This window comes from Iamia sp., assembly GCF_035575815.1.
Taxonomy (GTDB): Bacteria; Actinomycetota; Acidimicrobiia; order Acidimicrobiales; family Iamiaceae; genus Iamia.
This window is the reverse complement of sequence record NZ_DATLXO010000063.1, coordinates 85557-105821: the sequence shown is the minus strand read 5'-3', so window position 1 is coordinate 105821 and position 20265 is coordinate 85557. Positions and strand designations below refer to the sequence as shown.

The following is a 20265-nucleotide window of genomic DNA, read 5'->3' as shown; positions in this document are numbered from 1 at the left end:
CAGGAGGTTCGCCGCGATGGCTACGGTCCTGGTCGTGAGCCGGCCCGAGGACGCGCGCCCTGATCCGCCCCGGGCCCGGTGGACCGAGCTCGAGGGAGCAGCCAAGGCGTCGACCTACGACGACCGGTGGCGGGCGCTGGAGGCCGAGGGGCGATCGGTGCACGGCGAGGTCGACCTGGTGTCGTACCTGCTCACCCCGGACCTGGGCGACGGGGCGTCGGCCAGCGTGCTCGACGCCGGCTGCGGCACCGGGCGGGTGGCCATCGAGCTGGCGCGCCGGGGGCACGTGACCATCGGCGTCGACCGCGACGCCGACCTGCTGGCCTCGGCCCGGGCCAAGGCGCCCGACCTGCGGTGGGTGGAGGCGGACCTCGTGGCGCTCGGCGACCACGTGGCACCGGGGTCGATCGACCTCGCCGTGCTCGCCGGCAACGTGTTGATCTTCCTCGACCCGGGCACCGAGGCGGCCACCGTCGCCGCTCTGGCGGCCACGCTGAGACCCGAGGGCCTGCTCGTGGCCGGGTTCCAGGTGCGCCGCGGCGGATACGACACCGGTCAGCTCGACGCCGACGCGGCGGTTGCCGGCCTCAGCCTGCGCCACCGGTGGTCGACCTGGGACCGCGAGCCCTGGTCGGCCGGGGGCGGGTACCAGGTCAGCGTGCACTCCCCGGAGGGGTGACCCGATCCCGCCGGCGCACCGTAAGGGGTGCTTGACACCGGGCCGGAGGACGGGCGATCATCGGAGTTGTGATCGTGTGCCACTGTCGAGCGGTGAACCGTCGCCAGATCGAGGCCGCCGCCCTCTGCGGCGCGGCGACGGTTCGCGACATCGTCGGGGCGTGCGGGGCCGGTGGTGTCTGCGGCGGCTGCCGACCCGTCATCGAGGAGATCCTCGACGAGACGCCCGCCGCGCTTCCCCTGCGCCGCGCCGTCGCCGTCGCCTGACGATCGCCGCGGCGTGGCGATCCGATGGCCGGTCGACCGTTCGGGTCCGGGACGCCTCGACCAGGCGGCCCGGCCCCGCGGCGCAGGCCATGATGGAGCTCGACCGACCCGTCGGGCGCGTCGCCCCGGACCATCGAGAGGAACGCCATGCAGGGTGACCCCGCCGTCATCGAGATCCTGAACGAGGTGCTCACCGCCGAGCTCACCGCCGTGAACCAGTACTGGGTCCACTACCGCATGCTCGACAACTGGGGCCTGGAGCGCCTCGCCGGCCACGCCCGCGAGGAGTCCATCGACGAGATGAAGGACGCCGATCGCGTCATCGAGCGGATCTTGTTCCTCGACGGCGTCCCCAACATGCAGCGGCTCAACCCGGTGCGCGTCGGTGAGACGGTGCCCGAACAGCTCGCCGCCGACCTCGCCGTCGAGCAGGCCGCGGTCGAGCGCTACAACCGGGGCATCGCCCTGTGCGTCGAAAGGGGCGACAACGCCACCCGCGCCCTGTTCGAGACCCACCTCGTGGGCGAGGAGGAGCACGTCGACTGGATCGAGGCCCAGCTGAGCCTCATCGAGACCACGGGCCTCCAGCGCTACCTGGCCCAGCAGATCCACGCTGACGACTGACCGGACCCCGCTCGCGCCCGATGGCGGTGCCCACGCCGAGGTGGGGGGCGCCCATCGAGGTGGGTGCGGCGGCGCGACATGGGTAGGGAGGCGGCCATGACCCCCGTGCGCCTCCTCGCCCGCCCTCTGCTCGCCTCGATGTTCGTCTCCGGCGGCATCGACTCCCTCCGGAACTCGGGACCCCGGGCCGAGGTGGCCCAACCCGTGACCGATGCCGTGAGCGGTGCCGTGAAGGACCGCGTGGGCGACAACATCGACGTTCCGCAGGACCCCGAGCTGCTCACCCAGGTCAACGGCGGCGTCATGCTCGGCGCCGGCCTGCTGCTCGCCCTGGGCAAGCTGCCCCGTCTGTCCTCGGTCGCCCTGGCGGCCACCCTCGTCCCGACGACCTTCGCGGCCCACCGCTTCTGGGAGATCGACGACGAGGCCGAGCGAGCCGCCCAGCAGATCCACTTCATGAAGAACATGGGCCTCCTCGGGGGCCTCGCCCTGGCCGCGGTCGACACCGAGGGCCGCCCCGGACTCGCTCGGAGAGCCGGGCAGGCCACTGACACGGCGCGGCGCGAGACCCGCGCCGCCCGGCGCATCGCCAAGGCCGAGGGCCGCCGGGCCGGAGCCAAGGTGGCGGCCTCGGTGGCCGCTGCCCGACCCGGCTCCTGAGGTCTGGCGCGAACCGGCGGCAGGGCGACCAGGTCGCGCCACGCCACCGCCGTGGATCAACCCGACGAGGCCTGAGCCCCAGGCCACGCGATCGGGGGGGCCACCCCTTAGTGGGCCTGGTCCTGGGTCACGTGGGGCCGGGCCGGTAGGTTCGCCCCGTGGCCGCGTCCGGCTCAGATCCTCGCGTCCTGCTGGAACGGTACGAGCTGCGCGAGCAGGTCGGCCTCGGAGGCATGGGCGAGGTGTGGCTGGGCTGGGATCGCCGCCTCCAGCGCGATGTCGCGGTCAAGCTCCTCCTCGCCCAGCTCTCCGAAGAGTCCTCCTTCCGGCAACGCTTCGAGGTCGAGGCGCGCATCGCCGCCGCCCTCGACCATCCCAACGTGGTCAACGTGTACGACATCGACGACGACGGCGGGTCGCTGTTCATCGTGATGGAGCGGCTCCCGGGGCCGTCACTCGACCGGCGCCTGGCCGAGGGGCCGATGGGCACCGACGAGGTCGTGCGGGTCGCGACCGACATGCTCTCGGGTCTCGCCGCCGCCCACGAGCAGGACCTGATCCACCGTGACATCAAGCCCGGGAACCTGATCCGCTCCGCCGGCGGACGCTGGAAGGTCGGTGACTTCGGCGTGGCCAAGGACCTGGCGTCGTCGGCCAACCTGACCCTCGTGGGCGTGGCCGTGGGCACGCCCGCCTACCTCGCTCCCGAGCAGCTCGACGGGCGCCCGGCGACCCCGGCGACGGACCTGTGGGCGGCGGCGGTGGTGCTGCGCGAGGCCCTCACCGGCCGGCGTCCGTTCGAGGGAAACGACCCCATCGAGGTGGCCCACGCGGTGCAACACGTCGCTGTGCCACCGCTCGCGCGGGTGCGTCCCGACATCAGCCCCGGCCTCGCCGGCGCCATCGATCGAGGCCTCTCGCTGGACCCGGCGCACCGGTTCTCCCGGGCGATCGACATGCTCGCCGCCATCGAGGGCCGCGACCGGCTCGCCGGTGGGTCACCCGTCGGGACGGTCCCGGTCGGCGCCGACCCTCGGGCGACGGCGCCCGCCCCTGCGAACCCCCTGCCCGGGGGGCCGGCTCCGGCCGCCGATCCCGTCCCGCCCGCGGCTGCGGTGGTCCTCCCCGCCGCGATGAGCGCCGTTGCTCGGGGGCCGGGTCCCGGCCCGGTCGAAGACCCCCCGATAGCGGTGCCGGTCGTGCCCGGAGTCCACGCGGATCCGACCCTCGGCCCCTCCCCGCCCGTCGCGCCCCCTCCGACCGACGCCCGCTCGTCGTTCATCCCGCTGCTGTGGGCGGTGACCGCCGTTGGTGGGGTGATCCTGCTCTTCCTCCTGGTCGGCCTGGTCTTCGGTGCCGTCATGGTCGGCGACGACGACAGCGACGAAGATCCGCCGGCCACCACCGTGATGACCCAGCCACTTCCCAGCTCCGCACCCCCCGCCACCGCGCCCGACCGTCCGCCACCCCCATCCACCGCGCCCGAAGGTCCCGGTGGCCCCGCCGCCGGCGACGGGCCGGATCCCTCGGACCCCGACGAGAGGCCGAGGCCCTCGGACCCCGACGACGGAACCGAAGCTCCCAGAGGGCCGGACGAGAGCGTCCCCGACGGGGATCCGGCGCCCGTCCCCACCACCCCGACCCAGGACGAGGAGCAGGCCCCCGCCGGCTTCCCTGCGAGCGCAACGAGCAACCCGTAGGCACGGGCTCCCTGACGGCGTAGCCCGCAGAGCCCGCAGCGCTCACCGGCGCCCCGCACCCGCCATCCCGCGTCGGCGCCGGCGGCGCTGCAGGTGCACCAGTGGGCTGGCGGCGGGTCAGGCCCCCTCCACCGGCCCGAGGGTCGCGGACAGGGCGAGCGCCTCGGCCAGGCCGTCGTCGGCCACGTCACCGACGCGGTGGCGTGCCGCCGCCCGGGCCTCGGGCTCGGCGTTGGCCATGGCGATGCCGTGGCCCACCGCGGCGAGGGCCAGGGCGTCGTTGTTGCCGTCACCGACCATGGCCACCTCGGCCAGATCGACGCCGGCGAGGGCGGCGAGGCGAGCGACCCCCGAGGCCTTGGTGGTGCCGGCGGCGGTGATCGACACGAAAGCGGCACCGGCCATGGCCGGGGAGGTGGCGGAGTGCCCGACGGTCCCCGGGGGCGCAGCACCGCGGGCGGCAGCAGCCGCAACGACCGGCACGACCAGCTGGGCTCGCACGACCTCTCCCGCCAGGCCATCGAGTCGACGTCGACGGTGCTCGATGCCGAGCAGCGCGGCGTGGGCCACGGCGAGGGGCGCGTCGCTGTCGACGACGAGATCACGATCCGCGTAGAGCTCGAGCACCCAGTCGCGCTCGAGCGCGGTGGCGATCAGGGCGACGATCGCCCCGGCCGGGAGCGGCGTGTGGTGCACCGCATCGGTGCCGGTGTGGACCAGGCTCGTGCCCGACTGGAACAGGTGCCACCCGTCGGGATCGAGGCGCCGCGCCCAGTCCCACGTGAGGCCGAAGGCGGGCCGGGCCGTGGCGAGGGCCAGGTGCTGACCCCGGCCCACGGCGCGCTGGGCCGACGCCCACACCACCTCGGTCGGGGCGCCGGAGGAGCCGACGAGGGTGCCGTCGACATCGATGAAGACCAAGGGGAGCACCCGGCGATGGTGTCGGCCCGCACCGCCTCCATGCCAATGCGAGCCCCGCCCGAGCCCGGGACACCCGGCCCGGACGCCTCGACCCCGGCGGGGCCCGGCCCGGCGCGCCTTCAGCGGTCGGAGGGCTGCTTGCCGCCGTCGGCCGGCGCCTTGGGCGGCAGGGGGAAGAAGGCGCTGGTGCGTTCGATGTAGTCCGCATACTTGGGCCGGCGGCGACCGATGTCGCGCTCGAGCATGGCGACCCCCGACACCTTGAGCAGGAACACCGACATCACGACGGGCCCGATCACACCCCACCGCCCGAGCGTCGTCTCGGCCGCTACGAGGTAGATGCCCCACCAGACGAGGAAGTCGCCGAAGTAGTTCGGATGGCGGGTGTAGCGCCAGAACCCCTCGTCCATCACCTGGCCCTCGTTGTCAGGGTCAGCCTTGAAGCGGGCCAGCTGCAGATCGCCGCCGGCCTCGAAGGTGACGCCGACGAGCCACACCAGCGCCCCGAGCACGGCCAGGGGCCCGAGCGAGTCGTCCCCCTCCGCGGCGGCGGAGAGCTGCACCGGCACCGACACGACCAGCATCAGCGCCCCCTGCAGTGCGAACACCGTCGCCAGGCTGATCAGCCAGAACCAGGGCCCGTAGCGGCTGCGCATCTTCTGGTACCGCCGGTCTTCGCCGTGGCCGAGGTTCCGCCAGGCCAGGTAGCCCGCCAGGCGCAGGCCCCAGACCCCGACCAACACCATGAGCAGCACCCGACGGCCGAGCAGCCCGTCGCCCATCGCGAGCGACGCCGCCGCCACCACCACGAAGCCGAGGCCCCACACCACGTCGACGACGCTGGCGTCGCGGCGGATGACGCTGATGAGCCAGGTGGCGAGCATCAGCACCGTCACCCCGGCGGCGGCGGTGATCACCACGGTGCTGGGCATGGGCAGGCTCCGTGTCGCATGGGGCAGAGGACGACGGTGTCGCGTTCGGTGCGGGTCGCGTCGCCAGCGCTGGGGGCAGTGCAACGCTCCCCCGAACGAGTCGCCCTACACACCCGGGCGCGGTCGGACGCACGAGACCGTGTCGAGGTCGCCCGGCGGTCGTGGCGCACCATCGTCGGTGGCACACTGCGACAGTGGCCCCCGACACCTCCTCCGACACATCCGACGCCTCGTCCCCCGGCGACGTCGAGGCCTTCCCCCACGCTGTCGCCAGCTTCGACCCCACCGCCGGCTCCGTGCTGCTGTGGGCGCGCACCGAGCGCAGCGACCGGGTGCACTGGATCGTGGCTCTCGACGGCGCCCTCGATGACGTCGTCGCGTCCGGCGACGCCGACGTGCGAGCCGACCGCGACCACACCGTCGTGGTCGACGTCGACGGTCTCGAACCGGCCACGAGCTACCACTTCGCCTTCGAGGCCGACGGGGCCCGGTCGCTCGTGGCCCGCACCCGCACCCTGCCCACGGGCCCCACGGCCCGCGCCCGCCTCGGGGTCGTCGCCTGCGCCAACCTGGCCCGCGCCCCCCTGGCCGTCTACCGGGCCCTCGCCGGCATCGAGGACCTCGACCTGGTGCTGCACATGGGCGACTACATCTACGAGGACGCCGGTGATGCCGGCGACATCCCCGTCGACCCCCCGCACGACCTGGTCACAACGGACGACTACCGCCGCCGCTACCGCCAGGCCCGGGCCGACACGGACCTCCAGCAGCTCCACCTCCGCTACCCGTTCGTGACGATCTGGGACGACCACGACGTGGCCGACAACACCTGGGACGGGGGGGCCAAGGCCCATGACCCCGAGGAGCACGGTCCCTGGCGGGCCCGCCTGGAGGCCGCCACCACCGCCCGCCAGGAGTGGCTCCCGGCGCGCCTGCGCGACCCCGCCGACGAGGGGCTGCTGTGGCGGTCCCTCGAGCTCGGCGACCTGGCCGAGGTCGTCGTGCTCGACGCCCGCCTCGGTGGCCGCGACGAGGCCCTCGACAGCGCCGACGGCGACGGCGACATCGAATCCCCCGACCGTAGGATCCTCAGCCCCGAGCAGTGGGCGTGGGCGACCGAGCGCGTGGCTGACCGGACCCGGCCCTGGACCCTCGTCACCAGCCAGATCCCCGTGTCGGAGATGCGGCTGCCCATGCCCGACGGGGTGAACCTCGATCCCGTGCTCCCCGAGGGCTACACGGTCATGGACGGCGTCGGCATCTGCACCGACCAGTGGGACGGCTACGCCGCCGAGCAGCGGCGTCTGGCCGAGGTGCTGGGGGCTCGCGGAGGTGGCGCGGTCCTGCTGTCGGCCGACGTCCACTCGTCGTGGGTCTTCGACGGCCCCTTCGGTGCGAACGGCGAGCCCGTCGCCGGCGAGCTGACCGGCAGCAGCGTCTCCTCCACCACCATGGGCGGCAACCTCGGGCCCGCGGCCACCGGTCTGGCCGAGCGGATCGCGGCGGACATGGACCACGTGTGCTGGGTCGACCTCGACGAGCACGGCTTCATCGTGGTCGACGTCACGCCGGAGCGGGTGCGCGGCGAGATGTGGAAGGTCGACCCCTATGACACCGATGCCCGCGCCGAGCGGATGACGGCCTGGCGGATCGGGCCCGAGGCCGGTGCCCGCTGGCAGGAGGCCGACGATGCCGCGGCCGAGGAGGACGCCGACGAGGAGCCGGTCGCGGTCGAGGGCCCCGCCCCCCTCGGGCCCCCGGCAGGCGGGCGGCTGCCGAGCTCGAAGCGTACGGCGGCCGGGAAGCTCGTGCGCGCCGCAGCGGCCGCCGGGGTCCTGGTCGCCCTGCGACCGATCCTGCGGGCCGCCCGGGTCGGCATCCGCGCCGGGCGCTCGAACCACAGGTAGGGGCCCACGTCCAGACCGGTGCCGTCGCCCACCCGGACTGGTAGCGAGAACGGGTGCCCCAACACCCAGAATCCCTACCACTTCGGCCCCTCGTCCGAACTGGTAGCCAGGACGGGCGCCCCGCCACCCGAGGCGCCTACCGGTTCGGTGTCGCACCCAGAGGTGAGGCGGGCCCTGGTCGCGGCGGGTCAGCGGTGGAGCAGGTCGGCGGGGTCGACCTCGGCCAGGCGCGCCTCGGTGAGCAGGGCGTTGAGACCGGCGGCGGCGAGATCGGCCAGCACCCGGCCCAGCACCGAGGACCGATCGAGGGCGGACATCCCGGCCAGGGCGCCGAGGTCGGCCGCCGCTGCGGCCCCGGTGCGCGTCGCGTGCACGGCGGCGAGGCGCACGCCGGCCCGCACCGGAGCAGGGGCATCCTCGCCCGCAACGGCCGCCTCCCAGATCGCCATCGTGGCGGCGTCGAGCCCGGCGGCGGCGGCGTCGACCGCAGCCGCCGTGGCCGCCAACGTCCGACGGGTGAGCGGGTCATCGGCGAGGCGACCGGACCCGTGGGTCGGCTCCTTGTCGAGGGCCAGTGCGACCGCCAGGGCCACGGCGTGGCGGGCCAGGCCGACGGGCACCGCGGCCATGGTGGCCTGGGCGAAGGCCTCGAAGCCCAGGTGGAAGACCGGCTCGTCGCGCTCGGGCGGACCCTCGGCGACCCGGAACGCGCGGTGAGCGGGCACGAGGGCGCCGTCGACCGATGCGTCGCAGCTCGCGGTGGCCCGCAGCCCACGGACGTCCCACGTCTCGGGGTGGATCGTCACCCGCGCCGCCGGTACGGCCACGGTGACGACCTCACCGTCGGGATCGATGGCGTTGAACGTGAACCACTCGGCCCACGGTGCACCGCTGCACCACCGCCACCGGCCCTCGATCCGCCAGCCACCGTCATCGGCGGGCACGGCGCGACCGGGCTGGCCCGACCCTGCCACCGCGCCACCCCCGCCGAAGACCTCGGCCGCACCGTCGGGATCCATGTGCCCAGAGAACCAGGCCGGACCGGCGCCGATCATCGCCGCCCACCCGGCGGCCCCGTCGGCCTCGGCCAGCGTTGCGATGGTGCGACACGCGGCGGGCAGCGAGAGCCCCAGGCCGCCCAGGTCCGGCGGCTGGTGCAGCGCGAAGAGCCCCGCGCCGCGCAGCGCGTCGACCGCCGTCGGGGTCAGCCGTCCGGCCTCCTCCCCCGCCGCCGCCTCGGCGGCCAGGACCTCGCTCACCCGTCTCAGGTCGGTGCTCGGCGCCATGGACCCCGACCGTAGCGACGCCGCCGCCGGCCGCGACCCCGGGTCGGCACATCACCTGGGCCGGCCCGCAGCTTCTCCCCGGTGCCCGCCGTCGATGCCGCCCACCTCTCGATCACCCGTCGGTGACCTCGGATATGCTCGCCTTGACCCATCGGTCAAGATCGGGCACGCTTCGCCGATCTACTCGCGCGCCCCCGGGACGTACCGATGACCGACACCGCTGATCGCACCGCCAGCTCCACCAGCTCCACCAGCTCCACCGACGGCTACCTGGACGAGCTCGGGGCCTTCCTCACCTCGGAGTGGGACCCGGATCTCACCGTCGCCGCCTGGTGGGAGAAGCTGGGCACCGCCGGGTGGTCCGCTCCTGCCTGGCCCGAGGAGCACTACGGGCGGGGCCTCTCCCCCGCCGATGCCGGTCGCGTGGCCCGCGCCATCGCGGAGCACGGCGCTCTCGGCGCCCCCGGCGGCCTGGGCCTCCTGTTGGCCGGCCCGACGATCGTGGCCCACGGATCGGACGAGCAGAAGAAGGTGTGGCTGCGCGACATCGTGACCGGCCAGCAGGGGTGGTGCCAGCTCTTCAGCGAGCCCGGCGCGGGCTCCGACCTGGCCGGGCTCAACTCCCGGGCCGTGCGCGACGGCGAGGAGTGGATCGTCAACGGCCAGAAGGTGTGGACCTCCGCCGGTCACATCTCCGACATGGGCATGCTCATCGCCCGCACCGACCCCGACGCCCCCAAGCACCGCGGCATCACCTACTTCGGCATCGACATGCACCAGCCCGGCATCGAGGTGCGGCCCCTCAAGGAGATGACCGGTCGCGCCCTGTTCAACGAGGTGTTCCTCACCGACGCCCGCACCCCGGCTGACTCGGTGATCGGGGACTACGGCCAGGGCTGGATCGTGGCCAACACCACCCTCGCCTTCGAGCGCGCCGGGCTCGGGGCCGGCAGCGGCCACGCCGCCGCCTCGGCCGCCACGCCCGGGACCATCTCCGGTGACCTCGATCGCCGTGCGGCTGACTTCGTCGGCACCCGCCGCGCCGGGGGCGGGGGCCCGAGCGCCCTTGCCGGCGCCTACGCCCTCATCCTCGAGACGGCCCGCGCCACCGGTCAGCTCGACGACCCGATCCTGCGCCAGGACCTCATGCGCCTCTACACCGCCAACGAGCTGGCCCGGGTCGGGGGCCAGCGGCTGAAGGCCGAGAAGGCCGCCGGACGCGACATCGCCGGCTTCGGCAACCTGGCCAAGCTCTCGATGAGTACCATCCTGCGGCTCTCGCGCGAGCTCGGCCTGGCCACCCTCGGCGCGGCGGGCATGCTCCACGCCTACGCCAACGACGACCGCAAGGTGATCGAGGCGCTCCCCACGCCGGACCTGGGCCCCACGATCACGGAGCTGGCGTTGTTCTCGCCCGGTCCTCCGATCTACGGCGGCACCGACCAGATCCAGCGCAACATCATCGGCGAGCGCGTGCTCGGCCTCCCGAAGGAGCCGGGTCCGGCCAAGGACACCCCCTACGCCGAGCTCCCGAAGAACGGCTGAGCTCCGTCCTCGGGTCGACCGTGAGCGCGTGGCCGCGTCGATCCGGCTGACGACGGTCACCCGCTCTGCCTCTTCACCGGCTGACGCCCACCATGGTCTAGTCCGACTTAGTCAACTATTCTCATGACATGACGACGGTCAACATCCACGAGGCCAAGACCCACCTCTCCCGCCTCGTCGCCCGGGTCGAGGCCGGCGAGGAGATCACCATCGCCCGCGCCGGCAGGCCCGTCGCCCGCCTCGTCGCCCCCGAGACGCCCAAGGAACCACGGAAGCTGGGGCTCTGGAAGGGCAAGGTCTGGGTCGCCGATGACTTCGACGAGACACCGGAGTGGCTCATCGGAGAGTTCGAGGATGGTCCGATCGAACCGCCCGGCCTCGGGTGAGCCACCTCCTCGACACCCACACCTTCCTCTGGGGCCAGGCCGAGGACCCGCGCCTTGGATCGGTCGCGGCGGCGTTGATGGTGGACCCGTCGGCCCCGGTGTACCTCTCCGTCGCCTCGGCATGGGAGATGTCGATCAAGGCGGCCCGGGGCCGTCTCGACGTCCCCGACGGGCTCGCGTCGGTGGTCGAGGAGGCCGGCTTCGACGTGCTCGGGATCGATCTGCGGCACACGGCCGAGGCCCAGCGCCTGCCCATGCACCACCGGGACCCCTTCGACCGGATGCTGGTGGCGCAGGCCCGGATCGAGCGACTCACCCTGATCACCGCGGACCCGGCGATGGCGGCCTACGAGGTCGACCTCCTCGACGCTCGCCGCTGAGCTACTCGTACCGGAGGCCCGTCTCGCGGAGCATGGGAAGGAGGTTCTGGGGGACGTCGGGCGGGCGGGGCCCGGGCTCGTAGGCCACCGAGGTGATCACGCCGGTGTAGGGGTACGGGCCGTGGGCCTCGTACAGACGCCACACCACCGGTGAGCGGCGGTCGAGGCCAACGTCGATGCCTTCGAACGGGGCCATGGCGTAGAGGCAGGGCCAGCCCGCCTCGGCGGCGACCGGGGCCCCGTCGACGTGCGGCGAGAGGCGGCGAAGGTGCGCCCGACCCGCCCCCCGAACCCTGGGTAGGTCCGACCGCTGTCAACCGCGGCGGAGTCGTTCGTCATCGGTCCCCCGTTGGTGTGGCGAGCCTCGCGATGCTGCCACGCCGATCACGCCCGTCACGCCGGTCACGGGCAACCGTCGCCGGGCACCACGCCACCCGGCGGAGCTGGATCAGGGCGTGCCGCGGCCCGTGCGGTCCTGCAGCTCGTCGATGCGCTGCGACGCCTCGGCCTTGGTGAGCGAGGGGTCGAGGGGTTCACCGGCCTGGTCGGAGAGCGTCTTCAGGTAGCTCTCCTGGGCGCCGGTCATGGGCTCTTCACCGGTCTTCCAATCGTCGGGATCCTTCTCGAGGTTGGAGCCCTCGAGGCTGGGATCGATCTCGGGGAGGGGCTGCTGTTGGGCATCGGACATGACCCCAACCTTCCCGTACGTCTGTTCGTCAAACCTGAGCCACGCTTGGCGATAGGCGAGGTGCTCGGCCGACTCGACCAAGGTGCGCGTCAGGCGAGGGGGGAAGGGCGCACGAGATGTCCGTGGGTGTCCGATCTAGAGGGTCGACGCGCTGACGTTGACGAAGGATCGGATCTCCGCGGTCAGCTGCTCGGGCTGATCGGCCGGGAGGAGGGTGTAGCTGTCGTCGATTTCAACCATGCGGGCCTGGGGGAACAGCCCGGCGAGATGTCGGCCGGTCCCGACGGGCATCACACGATCCTCGCTCGCCCACACCACCAGTACGGGCCGGTCGAAGGACCGCAGGCGGCTCGTCGCTTCGCGCAGGGCCTGCCTGCTCGCCTTGACTGACCGGAGGTACTTCGTGAGGTCGCGGCGGATCGCCCGCTGGGTCTGAAGCGGCCGGAGCCACTCGTCCATCACCGCGTCGGGGATCGGACGCTTGGCCATCCAGCCGAACGTGAAGGGTGCTCTCCGCAGTGCACGCACCCGCAGCTGTTGCATGGCGAGGTTGACGCCGCCGGGCAGCTTCGCAGCGAGCGCGACCGTGCGCCCCGGAAGCCCTGGCGGGTAGTTGTCCGCGGTCTCACAGGAGCACAGGACCATGCTCGTGATGCGCTCACAGGCGCTGGCGGCGAGCAGTTGTCCCATGCCGGTGTCGCACTCGACGAAGGTCACGCCGTGCAGGTCGAGGAGCTCGAGGAAGTCGTCGAGGATCTCCACGAGGCCCGGGAGCGAGAGGTCCGCCCCGCCGGCCATCGGTTCGACGTGGGCTCCCAGCGGCAGCGTCGGGACGACACACCGGAAGTCGTGGCGCAGGACCTCGACGACGGGGTCCCAGAGCGTGCCGCCGACCGCCAAGCCACCCGTCAAGACGATGGTCGGCTTCGTGCCGCCCGTGTCGGTGTAGCTGATGAGTCCGGCGCGTAGTGCGGCTGTCGGCATCGGAGCCTCCTGCGGTGATGACCCCGCGGCTGCTAGATAGATCGCTCTAGCGATAGAGTAGCGACGGGACCGAAGAGAGAGCAACCGCGACGAGGAGGCCACGTGCCGAGCGACACCAGGGATCGACTGATCGATGTCGGCGCTGCGCTCCTGTGCCGGCAGGGCTACGTGGGGACGGGGGTGAAGCAGATCGTGACCGAGGCGTCGGCACCCTTCGGCTCGCTGTACCACTTCTTTCCCGGGGGCAAGGAGCAGCTCGGCGCAGAGGCCGTCCGACGCTCGGGTGCGATCTATGGCGAGCTCGTGCCGCTCATCTTCGACTCGGCGCCCGACATCATCAGGGCCACCCGGTCCTTCTTCGAAGGAGCGGCCGAGGCCCTGAGCGAGAACGACTGGGCCGACGCATGCCCGATCGCCACCGTTGCCCTCGAGGTCTCGGGCACAAACGAACCGCTGCGCCAGGCATGCGCCGACGTGTTCGAGGCCTGGCTCGAGCTCGTCGGGGCGCGCTTCAGGGCGGCGGGCATTGCTCCAAGCCGTGCCCGAGAGCTCGCCATCTCGGTCGTAGCCTTGCTGGAGGGCGCGTTCGTCCTCGCCCGGGCGCTGCGCAGCACCGAGCCCGTGCTGGCTGCAGGTCGCTCGGCTGTGGCTGAGGTTGAACGGGCCCTGACGCAAGAGGTCACGCGATGAGCCAGTGCGCCCGTCGGGACTCCTGGTCACCGTCTGCGGTCGCGATCGCCGGCGGAGGCGACGTCGATCACGACGTCGCCTGGAACAACCGGGGATCGCGATGAGACCGACCCGGCGAGATGGGGAGCCTGATGGCTGAGAGCAACCGTGAGTTCGTGTCGTTGGAGTCGGCGACCGCCTCCCGAGCCGGGGCGGGGGGACGGCCGTGCCAGGGCCTCTACCACCGACCCGCCGGCGGGGAGCCCACGGCAGCGGTCATCGCCACCCACTACAACGTCGACTTCAGCGAGCACTACCTGGCGCCCTACCTGGCCGAGCGTGGGTACGGGTTCCTGGGGTGGAACACCCGGTACCGGGGCAACGAGGCCTACTTCCTCTTGGAGCACGCCCTCATCGACATCGGCGCCGGAGTGACGTGGCTGCGCCGGCGCGGCGTCGAGACGGTGGTGCTGCTCGGCAACTCGGGCGGCGGCTCGCTCATGGCCGCGTACCAGTCCCAGGCCGTCGAGCCGAACATCCGGCCGGGCTACGGCCTCACGGTGCCCGACGCGGCCCTCACCCTGCCCCCGGCCGACCTGTACGTGTCGCTCAACGCCCACCCCGGCCGCCCCGAGGTTCTCACTGCGTGGCTCGACCCGGCCGTGGCCACCGAGACCGACCCGCTCTCGGTCGTCCCCGAGCTCGACATGTTCGCCCCGGAGCACGGACCTCCGTACCCGCCGGAGTTCGTGGACCGGTACCGAGCGGCCCAGCGGGCTCGCAACGAGCGCATCAGCGCCTGGTGCCTCGACGAGCTGGGCCGCCTGGAGGCGGCCGGCGTGCGGGACCGGACCTTCGAGCTCTACCGGGTGTGGGCCGATCTCCGTTTCGCCGATCTCACCCTCGACCCCTCGGACCGGGAGCCGGGCTGTTACCTCGGTGACCCGAAGCGCGCCAACTTCGGACCGTCGGGCATCGGCCGCAGCAACACGCTGCGGACCTGGCTGTCGATGTGGAGCCTCGACCACTCGGACTGCCAGGCCGGTCCCCACCTGGCCCGGATCACTGTGCCGTCGCTGGTCGTGCAGTCGCGGGCCGACCAGGGCGTCTTCCCATCCGATGGTCAGGCGCTGTACGACGCTCTGGCCGCGGAGGACAAGACCCTGGAGGCGGACGTCCCCGGCGACCACTACCTGCTGGCCCCCGAGGGCGCTCGCGACGAGGTCGCTGACCTACTCGCCGGATGGCTCGGGGAGCGGGCAGGGTGAGCGGTGGCCGCATCGAACACGGGGCGGCCCAGCGGTTCTTCACCGCACTGTTCGCCCCGGCCTCGGGGGACACGGCCTGCTCGCCGTTGGTCCGACGGTCAGGCGCGGACCTCGTCCTGGGTGTCGGCATCGACCTCGGCGCCGGTCTCGGCGTCGTGGCCCGAACGAGCCCGGACCGCGGCGAGGAAGTGGTGCACCGCGCCCACCGCCGCGAGGGTGCGGTGTGAGTCGAAGATCTCGAAGGCGTGCTGGGCGCCGGGCAGCTCGGCGTAGACCACCGGCGCCTTGGACTCGGCGCGCATCATGGCCGCGAAGGACCGGGCCTGCTCGACGGGAACGAGCGTGTCGTTGCTGCCGTGCACGATCATGAACGGCGGAGCATCGGGCCCGACCCAGCTCATGGTGGACGCCTGCTCCCAGACGTTGCGCGCGTCGTCGATGCGGGACTTCAGCACCCGCTTGCCCAAGAACTCCTCCAGGCCCTCGAACCCGGTGCCGTCGCGGTTGGTCCAGTCGTAGACGCCGTAGAACGGCACGGCGGCCACGATTCGCGTGTCGGCCTCCTCGAAGCCGGGCTGGAACGTCGGCTCGTTGGCGGTGAGCGCCGCCAACGAGCTGAGGTGCCCCCCGGCCGAGCCCCCGGTGATGGCCACGAACTCGGGATCGCCGCCGTGGTCCGCGATGTTCTCCTTCACCCAGGCGATGGCCCGCTTCACGTCGACGATGTGATCGGGCCAGGTGCTCCGCGGGCTGAGGCGGTAGTTGATGGCCACGCAGACCCAGCCCCGCTCGGCCATGTGGGCCATGAGCGGCCCGGCCTGCTGCTCCTTGTTGCCCATGACCCACGCGCCGCCGTGCACCTGGAGCAGGACCGGTGCCCGCCCGTCGGCCGGTAGGTCGTCGCGGGCCCAGATGTCGAGCTGGTTACGGCGGCCGAACTCGCCGTAGGGCACGTCGCGCACCCGTCGCCAGCTGCGGATGTGCTGGTTGAACGGGCCCGACACCAGGCGCCGGCGCACCGCCGAGGGGCCAGCCGCCGGCAGCGGGTCGCGACCCTCGTCGAGCTCGTCGCCCAGCCCGTCGCGCAGGGCCCGCTCGAAGACCTCAGGTGCTCGGGAGGACTCGGACCACATCCGGGCCAGGGCGGACCAGGAGCCCATCGACAGGCCGAGGCCGACCAGGCCGCTCGGGGTGCGCAGGGCGCCCTTGCGGGTCGCGTTCAGCGTGGCCAGCGCCTGCCACCCAATGGCGTGGATCGGCAGCTCGGAGGTGAGCCAGCCAGGGAAGAAGCACGCCACCGCGCCCCTTCCCTTGCGGGTCAGCGGCTGGCGGGCGTTGGCCGTGTTGAGGGCACCGAGGGCAGACGCGACCAGGAAGCCACGACCGGCCCGGCGGGCACGGTGGCGGCTCTCAGGGGTTCGAGAAGGGTGAGCCATGGGCCCATCGTCGCGCGCTGGACACCTGTCAGGCTCACCGAGACCCGTCGGTCCTGTCGCCCTCAGGCGCCCGGACCGGGCGGCGCACCGCGACAGGACCGACCGCTTCGTCCCGCCCTTCCGGTCCATCGCGCGCGGGCGCCGGGGCGCACCGCGTCGCGCCCGACCCCCACCGCGCTCGGGATCCTCAGTCGTCCTCGGCGTCGGCGGGGTCGTCGGCGGGCAGGAGCCCGGCGGTGAGGGCCAGGGCCATGGCCATGTCGGCCGCCCGCTCGACGGCGAGGGCGAGGTGCTGCTCGGCGAGCGAGCCCTGGCCCTTGAGCGGCGGGGCCCCGAGCGACCGGATGACCGCGGTGGCGTCGTTGGCCCGCTGGATCGCCTCGGGCGGCTCCAGCGAGGCCACCGGACGCCAGAGGTCGACGGCCTTGGGCTTCTTGCCCCGTCGCCGCCGACCCTGGCTGGCCTTGGGCTCCTTCGCGCTCATCGTTGCACCATCCCGGTGAGGACCGCATGCGGTCGGGTCGCGACGACCGGGCACCGACGAGCGCTGCCGGCTCCGCAAGCTCCGCCGCCAGAGAGCCCGTGCTGCTTGGTTCGCTCGCTGCGCTCACTCACGTCGCGTCCTCGGTGAGCAGCGTGTCGGGGCGCAGGCCGAGGGCCACCCGCAGCTGACCTGCGTCGAGGTCCGACAGCGAGCTCGACTTGGGCAGCACCAGATCCGCGATGTGGCGCTTGCCGGCCACGACCTCCTCGACCCGTTCATCGACGGTGCCGGGGCAGACCAAGCGGTGCGACACGACGGTGCGCGTCTGGCCGATGCGCCACGCCCGGTCGCGGGCCTGGTCCTCCACCGCCGGGTTCCACCACCGGTCGTAGAGCACGACGTGGCTCGCGGCGGTGAGGTTCAGGCCGGTGCCGCCGGCCTTGAGCGACAGCACCAGGGCACCGGGTCCCTCCTGCTGCTGGAACTCCTCGATCATCCGGTCGCGGGCGCCCCGGGCGAGTCCGCCGTGGTAGCACGAAACCGGGACGCCGGAGACCTCGGTCAGGTGCCCGGCCAGGCGCACCCCCCACGAGGCGAAGTGGGTGAAGATCAGCACCTTCTCGCCCGAGGCGAACACCGACTCGACGATCTCCTCCAGGCGGGCCAGCTTGCCCGACCGACCGGCCAAGGGCTTGTCGTCGGCCTGGTAGTTCACCGGGTGGTTGCAGATCTGCTTGAGGGCCGTGATGGCGGCGAGGATCGCCCCCTGCTTGGGCTCGGCCCCGGCCGGAACCGCGGTGGAGTCGGCCACCAGCCCGTCGAGCACGGCCTGGTAAAGGCCGATCTGCTCGGGGGTCATGGCGCAGTGGTCGAGCTCGTCGATGCGGTCAGGCAGCTCGGCGGCGACCTCGGGCTCGGTCTTGGTGCGGCGGAACACCAGGATGCCGTTGAGGGCCCGGAGAGCGGCCTCGCCCTCGCCCGAGAGCTGAGCGACGAACTGGGCGCGGGGCCCGACGAGGCCGGGGTTGGTGAAGTCGAGGATCGACCAGAGGTCGCCGAGACCGTTCTCGACCGGCGTGCCGGTGAGGGCGATGCGGGTTCGGGCCGGGATGCGCCGCAGCTGCTGGGCGGTCTCGTTGGCCGAGTTCTTGATGGCCTGGGCCTCGTCGAGAACCACCCGACGCCACTCGAGGTCGGCCAGGGCGTCCACGTCGCGCACGGCGGTGCCGTAGGTGGTGATCACCAGATCGGCCCCGGCGAAGGCGCCGTCGAGCTCGTGGTGGGAGGCGCGCGAGGCGCCGTGGTGCACCACGACCCGCAGGCCCGGGGTGAATCGGGCGGCCTCGGCGGCCCAGTTGCCGACCACCGCGGGTGGGGCGACGACGAGGGCGGGCCCGTCGCCCCGGGTGCGCCCGAGGTGGGCGAGGACGGTGGGGGTCTTGCCCAGGCCCATGTCGAGGGCCAGGCAGCCGCCGAGCTCGACGGCGTCGAGGTAGCCGAGCCAGCTCAGGGCCTCGGCCTGGTAGCTGCGCAGCTCGCCCTCGAAGCCCGGCGGCCGGACGTCGACGTCGGTCGAGACGGCCTGGGCCTTCTCGAGCAGCTCGGTGGCCCAGCCGCGGCCGTCGACGGTGAGGCCCCCGGCGAGCGGGGTGCCTTCGAGCCCGACGGAGTGGCGGAGGATCTCGGCCCCGGTGAGCTGGGTCGTGTCGGACCGTTCGGCGAGGGCGGCGGCGGCCTCCTTGAGGTCGGCGCGGTCGAGCTCGACCCAGCGGCCGCGGGAGCGCACCAGGGGCCGGGCCTCGGCGGCCAGGCGGGCGACCTCGGCGGCGGTGAGCTCGACGTCGTCGAAGAGGGCGGTCCAGCGCACGTTGCTCAGCTGGTGGGCGCCGACGACGGAGTCACCGGTCGGCTCGGTGAACAGGCGCAGCCCCGCCGACGGCTTGCGTCGCGACAGGGGCGGGACCCGCACCTCGAACCCCGCGGTCGTGAGCGTGGCCCCCGTGACGGTCATGAGCTCCCACGCCTCGTCCTGGCTCAGGTACACCTGGCCCCGACGGAGGGCACCGGCCCGGAGCAGGGCGGGGAAGACGCGCTCGAGGCGGGCCAGTTCGTCGGCCAGGGCCTTGGTGTCCTTGCCGTCGACCAGGGCGACCTCGACCGGCAGCAGGGTGCCCTCGGCCCCGGTGCCCAGCACGGAGAGGAACCAGGCGTCGCCCTTGTCGGGCGGGTCGAGCGCCACGACGAGGGTGGGTCGGTTCGGGTTCACGACCGGTTTGATCCAGCGCTGCAGGCGCTTGGAGACCTCGGCGCCGGCGGCAACCGGTGCCTCGAAGGTCGATCCGTCGAGGCGGGTGATCACGGCCTCGGACACGGCCAGGGCGTTGCGGGTGACCGGCGGCGGCGCCGGCAGCTCCAGACGGCCGGCGGCGTCGGACGCGATGGCGTCGACCACCGCGGTCAGCACGTTGCGGGCCACGGTCTTGGGATCGGCGTTGCCCAGCGCGACGACCGGGCCCGGCATCGAGGTGGCCAGCGCCGCGACCTCGTCCTCGTCGATCAGCGCGGGCAGCCAGCGCACGTTGAGCTCGAGGACTGAACCGTCGGAGCGGCCGTCGCTGCGCAGGTTGGGCACGATGCAGCCCTGGGCGGCGAGGCGCACGGCGGCGACGGCGACCCGGCCGATCCAGGTGACGCTCGAGCCGAGGCCCTCACCGCCGAGCCCGCCACCGACGGCGACCAGCCAGCCGAGCGAGTCGGCCACGGGGATCGAGAGCGCCTCGGCGTGGATGCCCCCGGGCAGGCGCACGCCGGGGTGCACGCTCCAGCCGAGGGCCGGTGCCCCGGTGGCCTCGATGCGGTCCGCGAGCTCGTCGTTGCCGGCGGGCGAGACGCCCGGCCCGCCGGCCCACAGCACGATCTCGCCCGCCGACCACGACGCCTGGAGGCGGATCTCCCCGGCCGGGTCGGCCACCAGACCCGCCGCCACCGAGACCGTGGCACGGGTCATGAGGTCGAATGTGGCCTCCAGCAGGGCGAGGTCGGACTCGAAGTCGGTCACCACGACGACGCGCTCGGAGCCCTTCAGCTGACGGGCCGCCTCGAGGCGCTCGTCGGTGTCGTCGATGAGTCGCTCGACCAGCCGGAGGTGCGCGTCGGGCGCGGCTTGGAGCATCGCCCGTTGTTCGTCACTTGCTCGTCCCTCGACGGCGGCCCAGACGGCCGCCTCGAAGGCTCGTGTGGCCTCATCCATTGATGTGCGGCACTCCCTGCGCCGACCCCCCACACCATCGGGTGCGGAGGGCAACGTTCGCTGGCGGCGTCTCGGAGGGTCGTCCGACCCGGACCTGCTCCACCGCCGACGAGGCGGGACGCCTAGAAGTCCAACGCTATCGCACCGACGGGCGCCGATGCGTGCCGCGACCCCTGTGACTCCCGTCATGTCTCACCGGC

General features: G+C 73.2%; 20 protein-coding genes. 11 read left to right on the top strand and 9 right to left on the bottom strand.

Annotated features, from left to right (window positions below):
• The first annotated feature begins 16 nt into the window (after nucleotides 1-16).
• From VNL12_RS06765 to VNL12_RS06745, 5 genes are all read left to right on the top strand, one after another.
• Nucleotides 17-679 (top strand): methyltransferase domain-containing protein, encoded by a 663-nt coding sequence (locus tag VNL12_RS06765; protein ID WP_325592826.1) that lies wholly within the window; start codon nucleotides 17-19, stop codon nucleotides 677-679.
• Between the two features lie 68 nt (nucleotides 680-747).
• Nucleotides 748-945 carry a (2Fe-2S)-binding protein gene (locus tag VNL12_RS06760; RefSeq protein ID WP_325592824.1) on the top strand — a complete coding sequence of 66 codons (198 nt, stop codon included), beginning with the start codon at nucleotides 748-750 and terminating at the stop codon, nucleotides 943-945.
• Between the two features lie 147 nt (nucleotides 946-1092).
• Complete coding sequence (gene bfr / locus VNL12_RS06755; protein ID WP_325592822.1) at nucleotides 1093-1569, top strand: bacterioferritin; 477 nt, start codon at nucleotides 1093-1095, stop codon at nucleotides 1567-1569.
• A 96-nt stretch (nucleotides 1570-1665) separates the two neighbouring features.
• Entirely contained in the window at nucleotides 1666-2229 is a 564-nt protein-coding gene (locus VNL12_RS06750) for a DoxX family membrane protein (protein ID WP_325592820.1), read from the top strand.
• Between the two features lie 158 nt (nucleotides 2230-2387).
• Entirely contained in the window at nucleotides 2388-3929 is a 1542-nt protein-coding gene (locus tag VNL12_RS06745; RefSeq protein WP_325592818.1) for a serine/threonine-protein kinase, read from the top strand.
• Between the two features lie 117 nt (nucleotides 3930-4046).
• Here the strand turns inward: VNL12_RS06745 and VNL12_RS06740 are convergent, their stop codons facing one another.
• Nucleotides 4047-4859 carry an HAD hydrolase family protein gene (locus tag VNL12_RS06740; protein ID WP_325592816.1) on the bottom strand — a complete coding sequence of 271 codons (813 nt, stop codon included), beginning with the start codon at nucleotides 4857-4859 and terminating at the stop codon, nucleotides 4047-4049.
• 110 nt (nucleotides 4860-4969) lie between these two features.
• The gene (locus VNL12_RS06735) at nucleotides 4970-5782 is read right to left on the bottom strand and encodes a DUF1295 domain-containing protein (RefSeq protein ID WP_325592814.1); all 813 of its coding nucleotides are present in this window, start codon (nucleotides 5780-5782) and stop codon (nucleotides 4970-4972) included.
• 194 nt (nucleotides 5783-5976) lie between these two features.
• On the opposite strand from VNL12_RS06735, the gene VNL12_RS06730 reads away from it, so the two are divergent.
• Entirely contained in the window at nucleotides 5977-7689 is a 1713-nt protein-coding gene (locus tag VNL12_RS06730) for an alkaline phosphatase D family protein (protein ID WP_325592812.1), read from the top strand.
• A 188-nt stretch (nucleotides 7690-7877) separates the two neighbouring features.
• Here the strand turns inward: VNL12_RS06730 and VNL12_RS06725 are convergent, their stop codons facing one another.
• Nucleotides 7878-8975, bottom strand: a complete 1098-nt coding sequence (locus VNL12_RS06725; RefSeq protein ID WP_325592810.1) for a hypothetical protein — start codon at nucleotides 8973-8975, stop codon at nucleotides 7878-7880.
• Between the two features lie 207 nt (nucleotides 8976-9182).
• Between VNL12_RS06725 and VNL12_RS06720 the strand changes: the two genes are divergently transcribed.
• From VNL12_RS06720 to VNL12_RS06710, 3 genes are all read left to right on the top strand, one after another.
• A complete protein-coding gene (locus VNL12_RS06720; RefSeq protein ID WP_325592808.1) occupies nucleotides 9183-10520 on the top strand; it encodes an acyl-CoA dehydrogenase family protein in 1338 nt (445 codons plus the stop codon).
• A 128-nt stretch (nucleotides 10521-10648) separates the two neighbouring features.
• Nucleotides 10649-10906: a type II toxin-antitoxin system Phd/YefM family antitoxin gene (locus VNL12_RS06715; protein ID WP_325592806.1), complete on the top strand. Its 258-nt coding sequence runs from the start codon at nucleotides 10649-10651 to the stop codon at nucleotides 10904-10906.
• A complete protein-coding gene (locus VNL12_RS06710; protein ID WP_325592804.1) occupies nucleotides 10903-11286 on the top strand; it encodes a type II toxin-antitoxin system VapC family toxin in 384 nt (127 codons plus the stop codon). The genes VNL12_RS06715 and VNL12_RS06710 overlap by 4 nt, the downstream gene beginning before the upstream one ends.
• Nucleotide 11287: 1 nt before the next feature.
• Here the strand turns inward: VNL12_RS06710 and VNL12_RS06705 are convergent, their stop codons facing one another.
• The 3 genes from VNL12_RS06705 to VNL12_RS06695 all read right to left on the bottom strand — a co-directional run bounded on the left by VNL12_RS06705 (nucleotide 11288) and on the right by VNL12_RS06695 (nucleotide 12958).
• Nucleotides 11288-11482, bottom strand: coding sequence for a hypothetical protein (locus VNL12_RS06705; RefSeq protein ID WP_325592802.1), 195 nt, complete (start codon nucleotides 11480-11482; stop codon nucleotides 11288-11290).
• Between the two features lie 252 nt (nucleotides 11483-11734).
• Complete coding sequence (locus VNL12_RS06700; RefSeq protein WP_325592800.1) at nucleotides 11735-11974, bottom strand: DUF3072 domain-containing protein; 240 nt, start codon at nucleotides 11972-11974, stop codon at nucleotides 11735-11737.
• A gap of 135 nt (nucleotides 11975-12109) precedes the next feature.
• On the bottom strand, nucleotides 12110-12958 hold the full coding sequence (locus VNL12_RS06695) for an alpha/beta hydrolase (protein ID WP_325592798.1): 849 nt from the start codon (nucleotides 12956-12958) through the stop codon (nucleotides 12110-12112).
• A gap of 102 nt (nucleotides 12959-13060) precedes the next feature.
• Here VNL12_RS06695 and VNL12_RS06690 point away from each other — a divergent pair, with 102 nt between their 5' ends.
• Nucleotides 13061-13648, top strand: coding sequence for a TetR/AcrR family transcriptional regulator (locus VNL12_RS06690; protein ID WP_325592796.1), 588 nt, complete (start codon nucleotides 13061-13063; stop codon nucleotides 13646-13648).
• 131 nt (nucleotides 13649-13779) lie between these two features.
• The gene (locus VNL12_RS06685; RefSeq protein ID WP_325592794.1) at nucleotides 13780-14895 is read left to right on the top strand and encodes a hypothetical protein; all 1116 of its coding nucleotides are present in this window, start codon (nucleotides 13780-13782) and stop codon (nucleotides 14893-14895) included.
• A 98-nt stretch (nucleotides 14896-14993) separates the two neighbouring features.
• Here the strand turns inward: VNL12_RS06685 and VNL12_RS06680 are convergent, their stop codons facing one another.
• The 3 genes from VNL12_RS06680 to VNL12_RS06670 form a co-directional block, all read right to left on the bottom strand.
• A complete protein-coding gene (locus VNL12_RS06680; protein ID WP_325592792.1) occupies nucleotides 14994-16331 on the bottom strand; it encodes an alpha/beta hydrolase in 1338 nt (445 codons plus the stop codon).
• Between the two features lie 187 nt (nucleotides 16332-16518).
• Complete coding sequence (locus VNL12_RS06675) at nucleotides 16519-16815, bottom strand: hypothetical protein (protein ID WP_325592790.1); 297 nt, start codon at nucleotides 16813-16815, stop codon at nucleotides 16519-16521.
• Nucleotides 16816-16942: 127 nt separating this feature from the next.
• Nucleotides 16943-20065: a DEAD/DEAH box helicase gene (locus tag VNL12_RS06670; protein ID WP_325592788.1), complete on the bottom strand. Its 3123-nt coding sequence runs from the start codon at nucleotides 20063-20065 to the stop codon at nucleotides 16943-16945.
• Nucleotides 20066-20265: the final 200 nt, after the last annotated feature.

What these genes read in the sequence shown, in the direction of transcription:
- VNL12_RS06765 (WP_325592826.1), top strand. Translation starts at nt 17, where the DNA reads ATGGCTACGGTCCTGGTCGTGAGCCGGCCCGAGGACGCGCGCCCTGAT.
- bfr (WP_325592822.1), top strand. Translation starts at nt 1,093, where the DNA reads ATGCAGGGTGACCCCGCCGTCATCGAGATCCTGAACGAGGTGCTCACC.
- VNL12_RS06750 (WP_325592820.1), top strand. Translation starts at nt 1,666, where the DNA reads ATGACCCCCGTGCGCCTCCTCGCCCGCCCTCTGCTCGCCTCGATGTTC.
- VNL12_RS06735 (WP_325592814.1), bottom strand. Translation starts at nt 5,782, where the DNA reads ATGCCCAGCACCGTGGTGATCACCGCCGCCGCCGGGGTGACGGTGCTG.
- VNL12_RS06725 (WP_325592810.1), bottom strand. Translation starts at nt 8,975, where the DNA reads ATGGCGCCGAGCACCGACCTGAGACGGGTGAGCGAGGTCCTGGCCGCC.
- VNL12_RS06720 (WP_325592808.1), top strand. Translation starts at nt 9,183, where the DNA reads ATGACCGACACCGCTGATCGCACCGCCAGCTCCACCAGCTCCACCAGC.
- VNL12_RS06715 (WP_325592806.1), top strand. Translation starts at nt 10,649, where the DNA reads ATGACGACGGTCAACATCCACGAGGCCAAGACCCACCTCTCCCGCCTC.
- VNL12_RS06705 (WP_325592802.1), bottom strand. Translation starts at nt 11,482, where the DNA reads ATGGCCCCGTTCGAAGGCATCGACGTTGGCCTCGACCGCCGCTCACCG.
- VNL12_RS06700 (WP_325592800.1), bottom strand. Translation starts at nt 11,974, where the DNA reads ATGTCCGATGCCCAACAGCAGCCCCTCCCCGAGATCGATCCCAGCCTC.
- VNL12_RS06695 (WP_325592798.1), bottom strand. Translation starts at nt 12,958, where the DNA reads ATGCCGACAGCCGCACTACGCGCCGGACTCATCAGCTACACCGACACG.
- VNL12_RS06685 (WP_325592794.1), top strand. Translation starts at nt 13,780, where the DNA reads ATGGCTGAGAGCAACCGTGAGTTCGTGTCGTTGGAGTCGGCGACCGCC.
- VNL12_RS06680 (WP_325592792.1), bottom strand. Translation starts at nt 16,331, where the DNA reads ATGGCTCACCCTTCTCGAACCCCTGAGAGCCGCCACCGTGCCCGCCGG.
- VNL12_RS06675 (WP_325592790.1), bottom strand. Translation starts at nt 16,815, where the DNA reads ATGAGCGCGAAGGAGCCCAAGGCCAGCCAGGGTCGGCGGCGACGGGGC.
- VNL12_RS06670 (WP_325592788.1), bottom strand. Translation starts at nt 20,065, where the DNA reads ATGGATGAGGCCACACGAGCCTTCGAGGCGGCCGTCTGGGCCGCCGTC.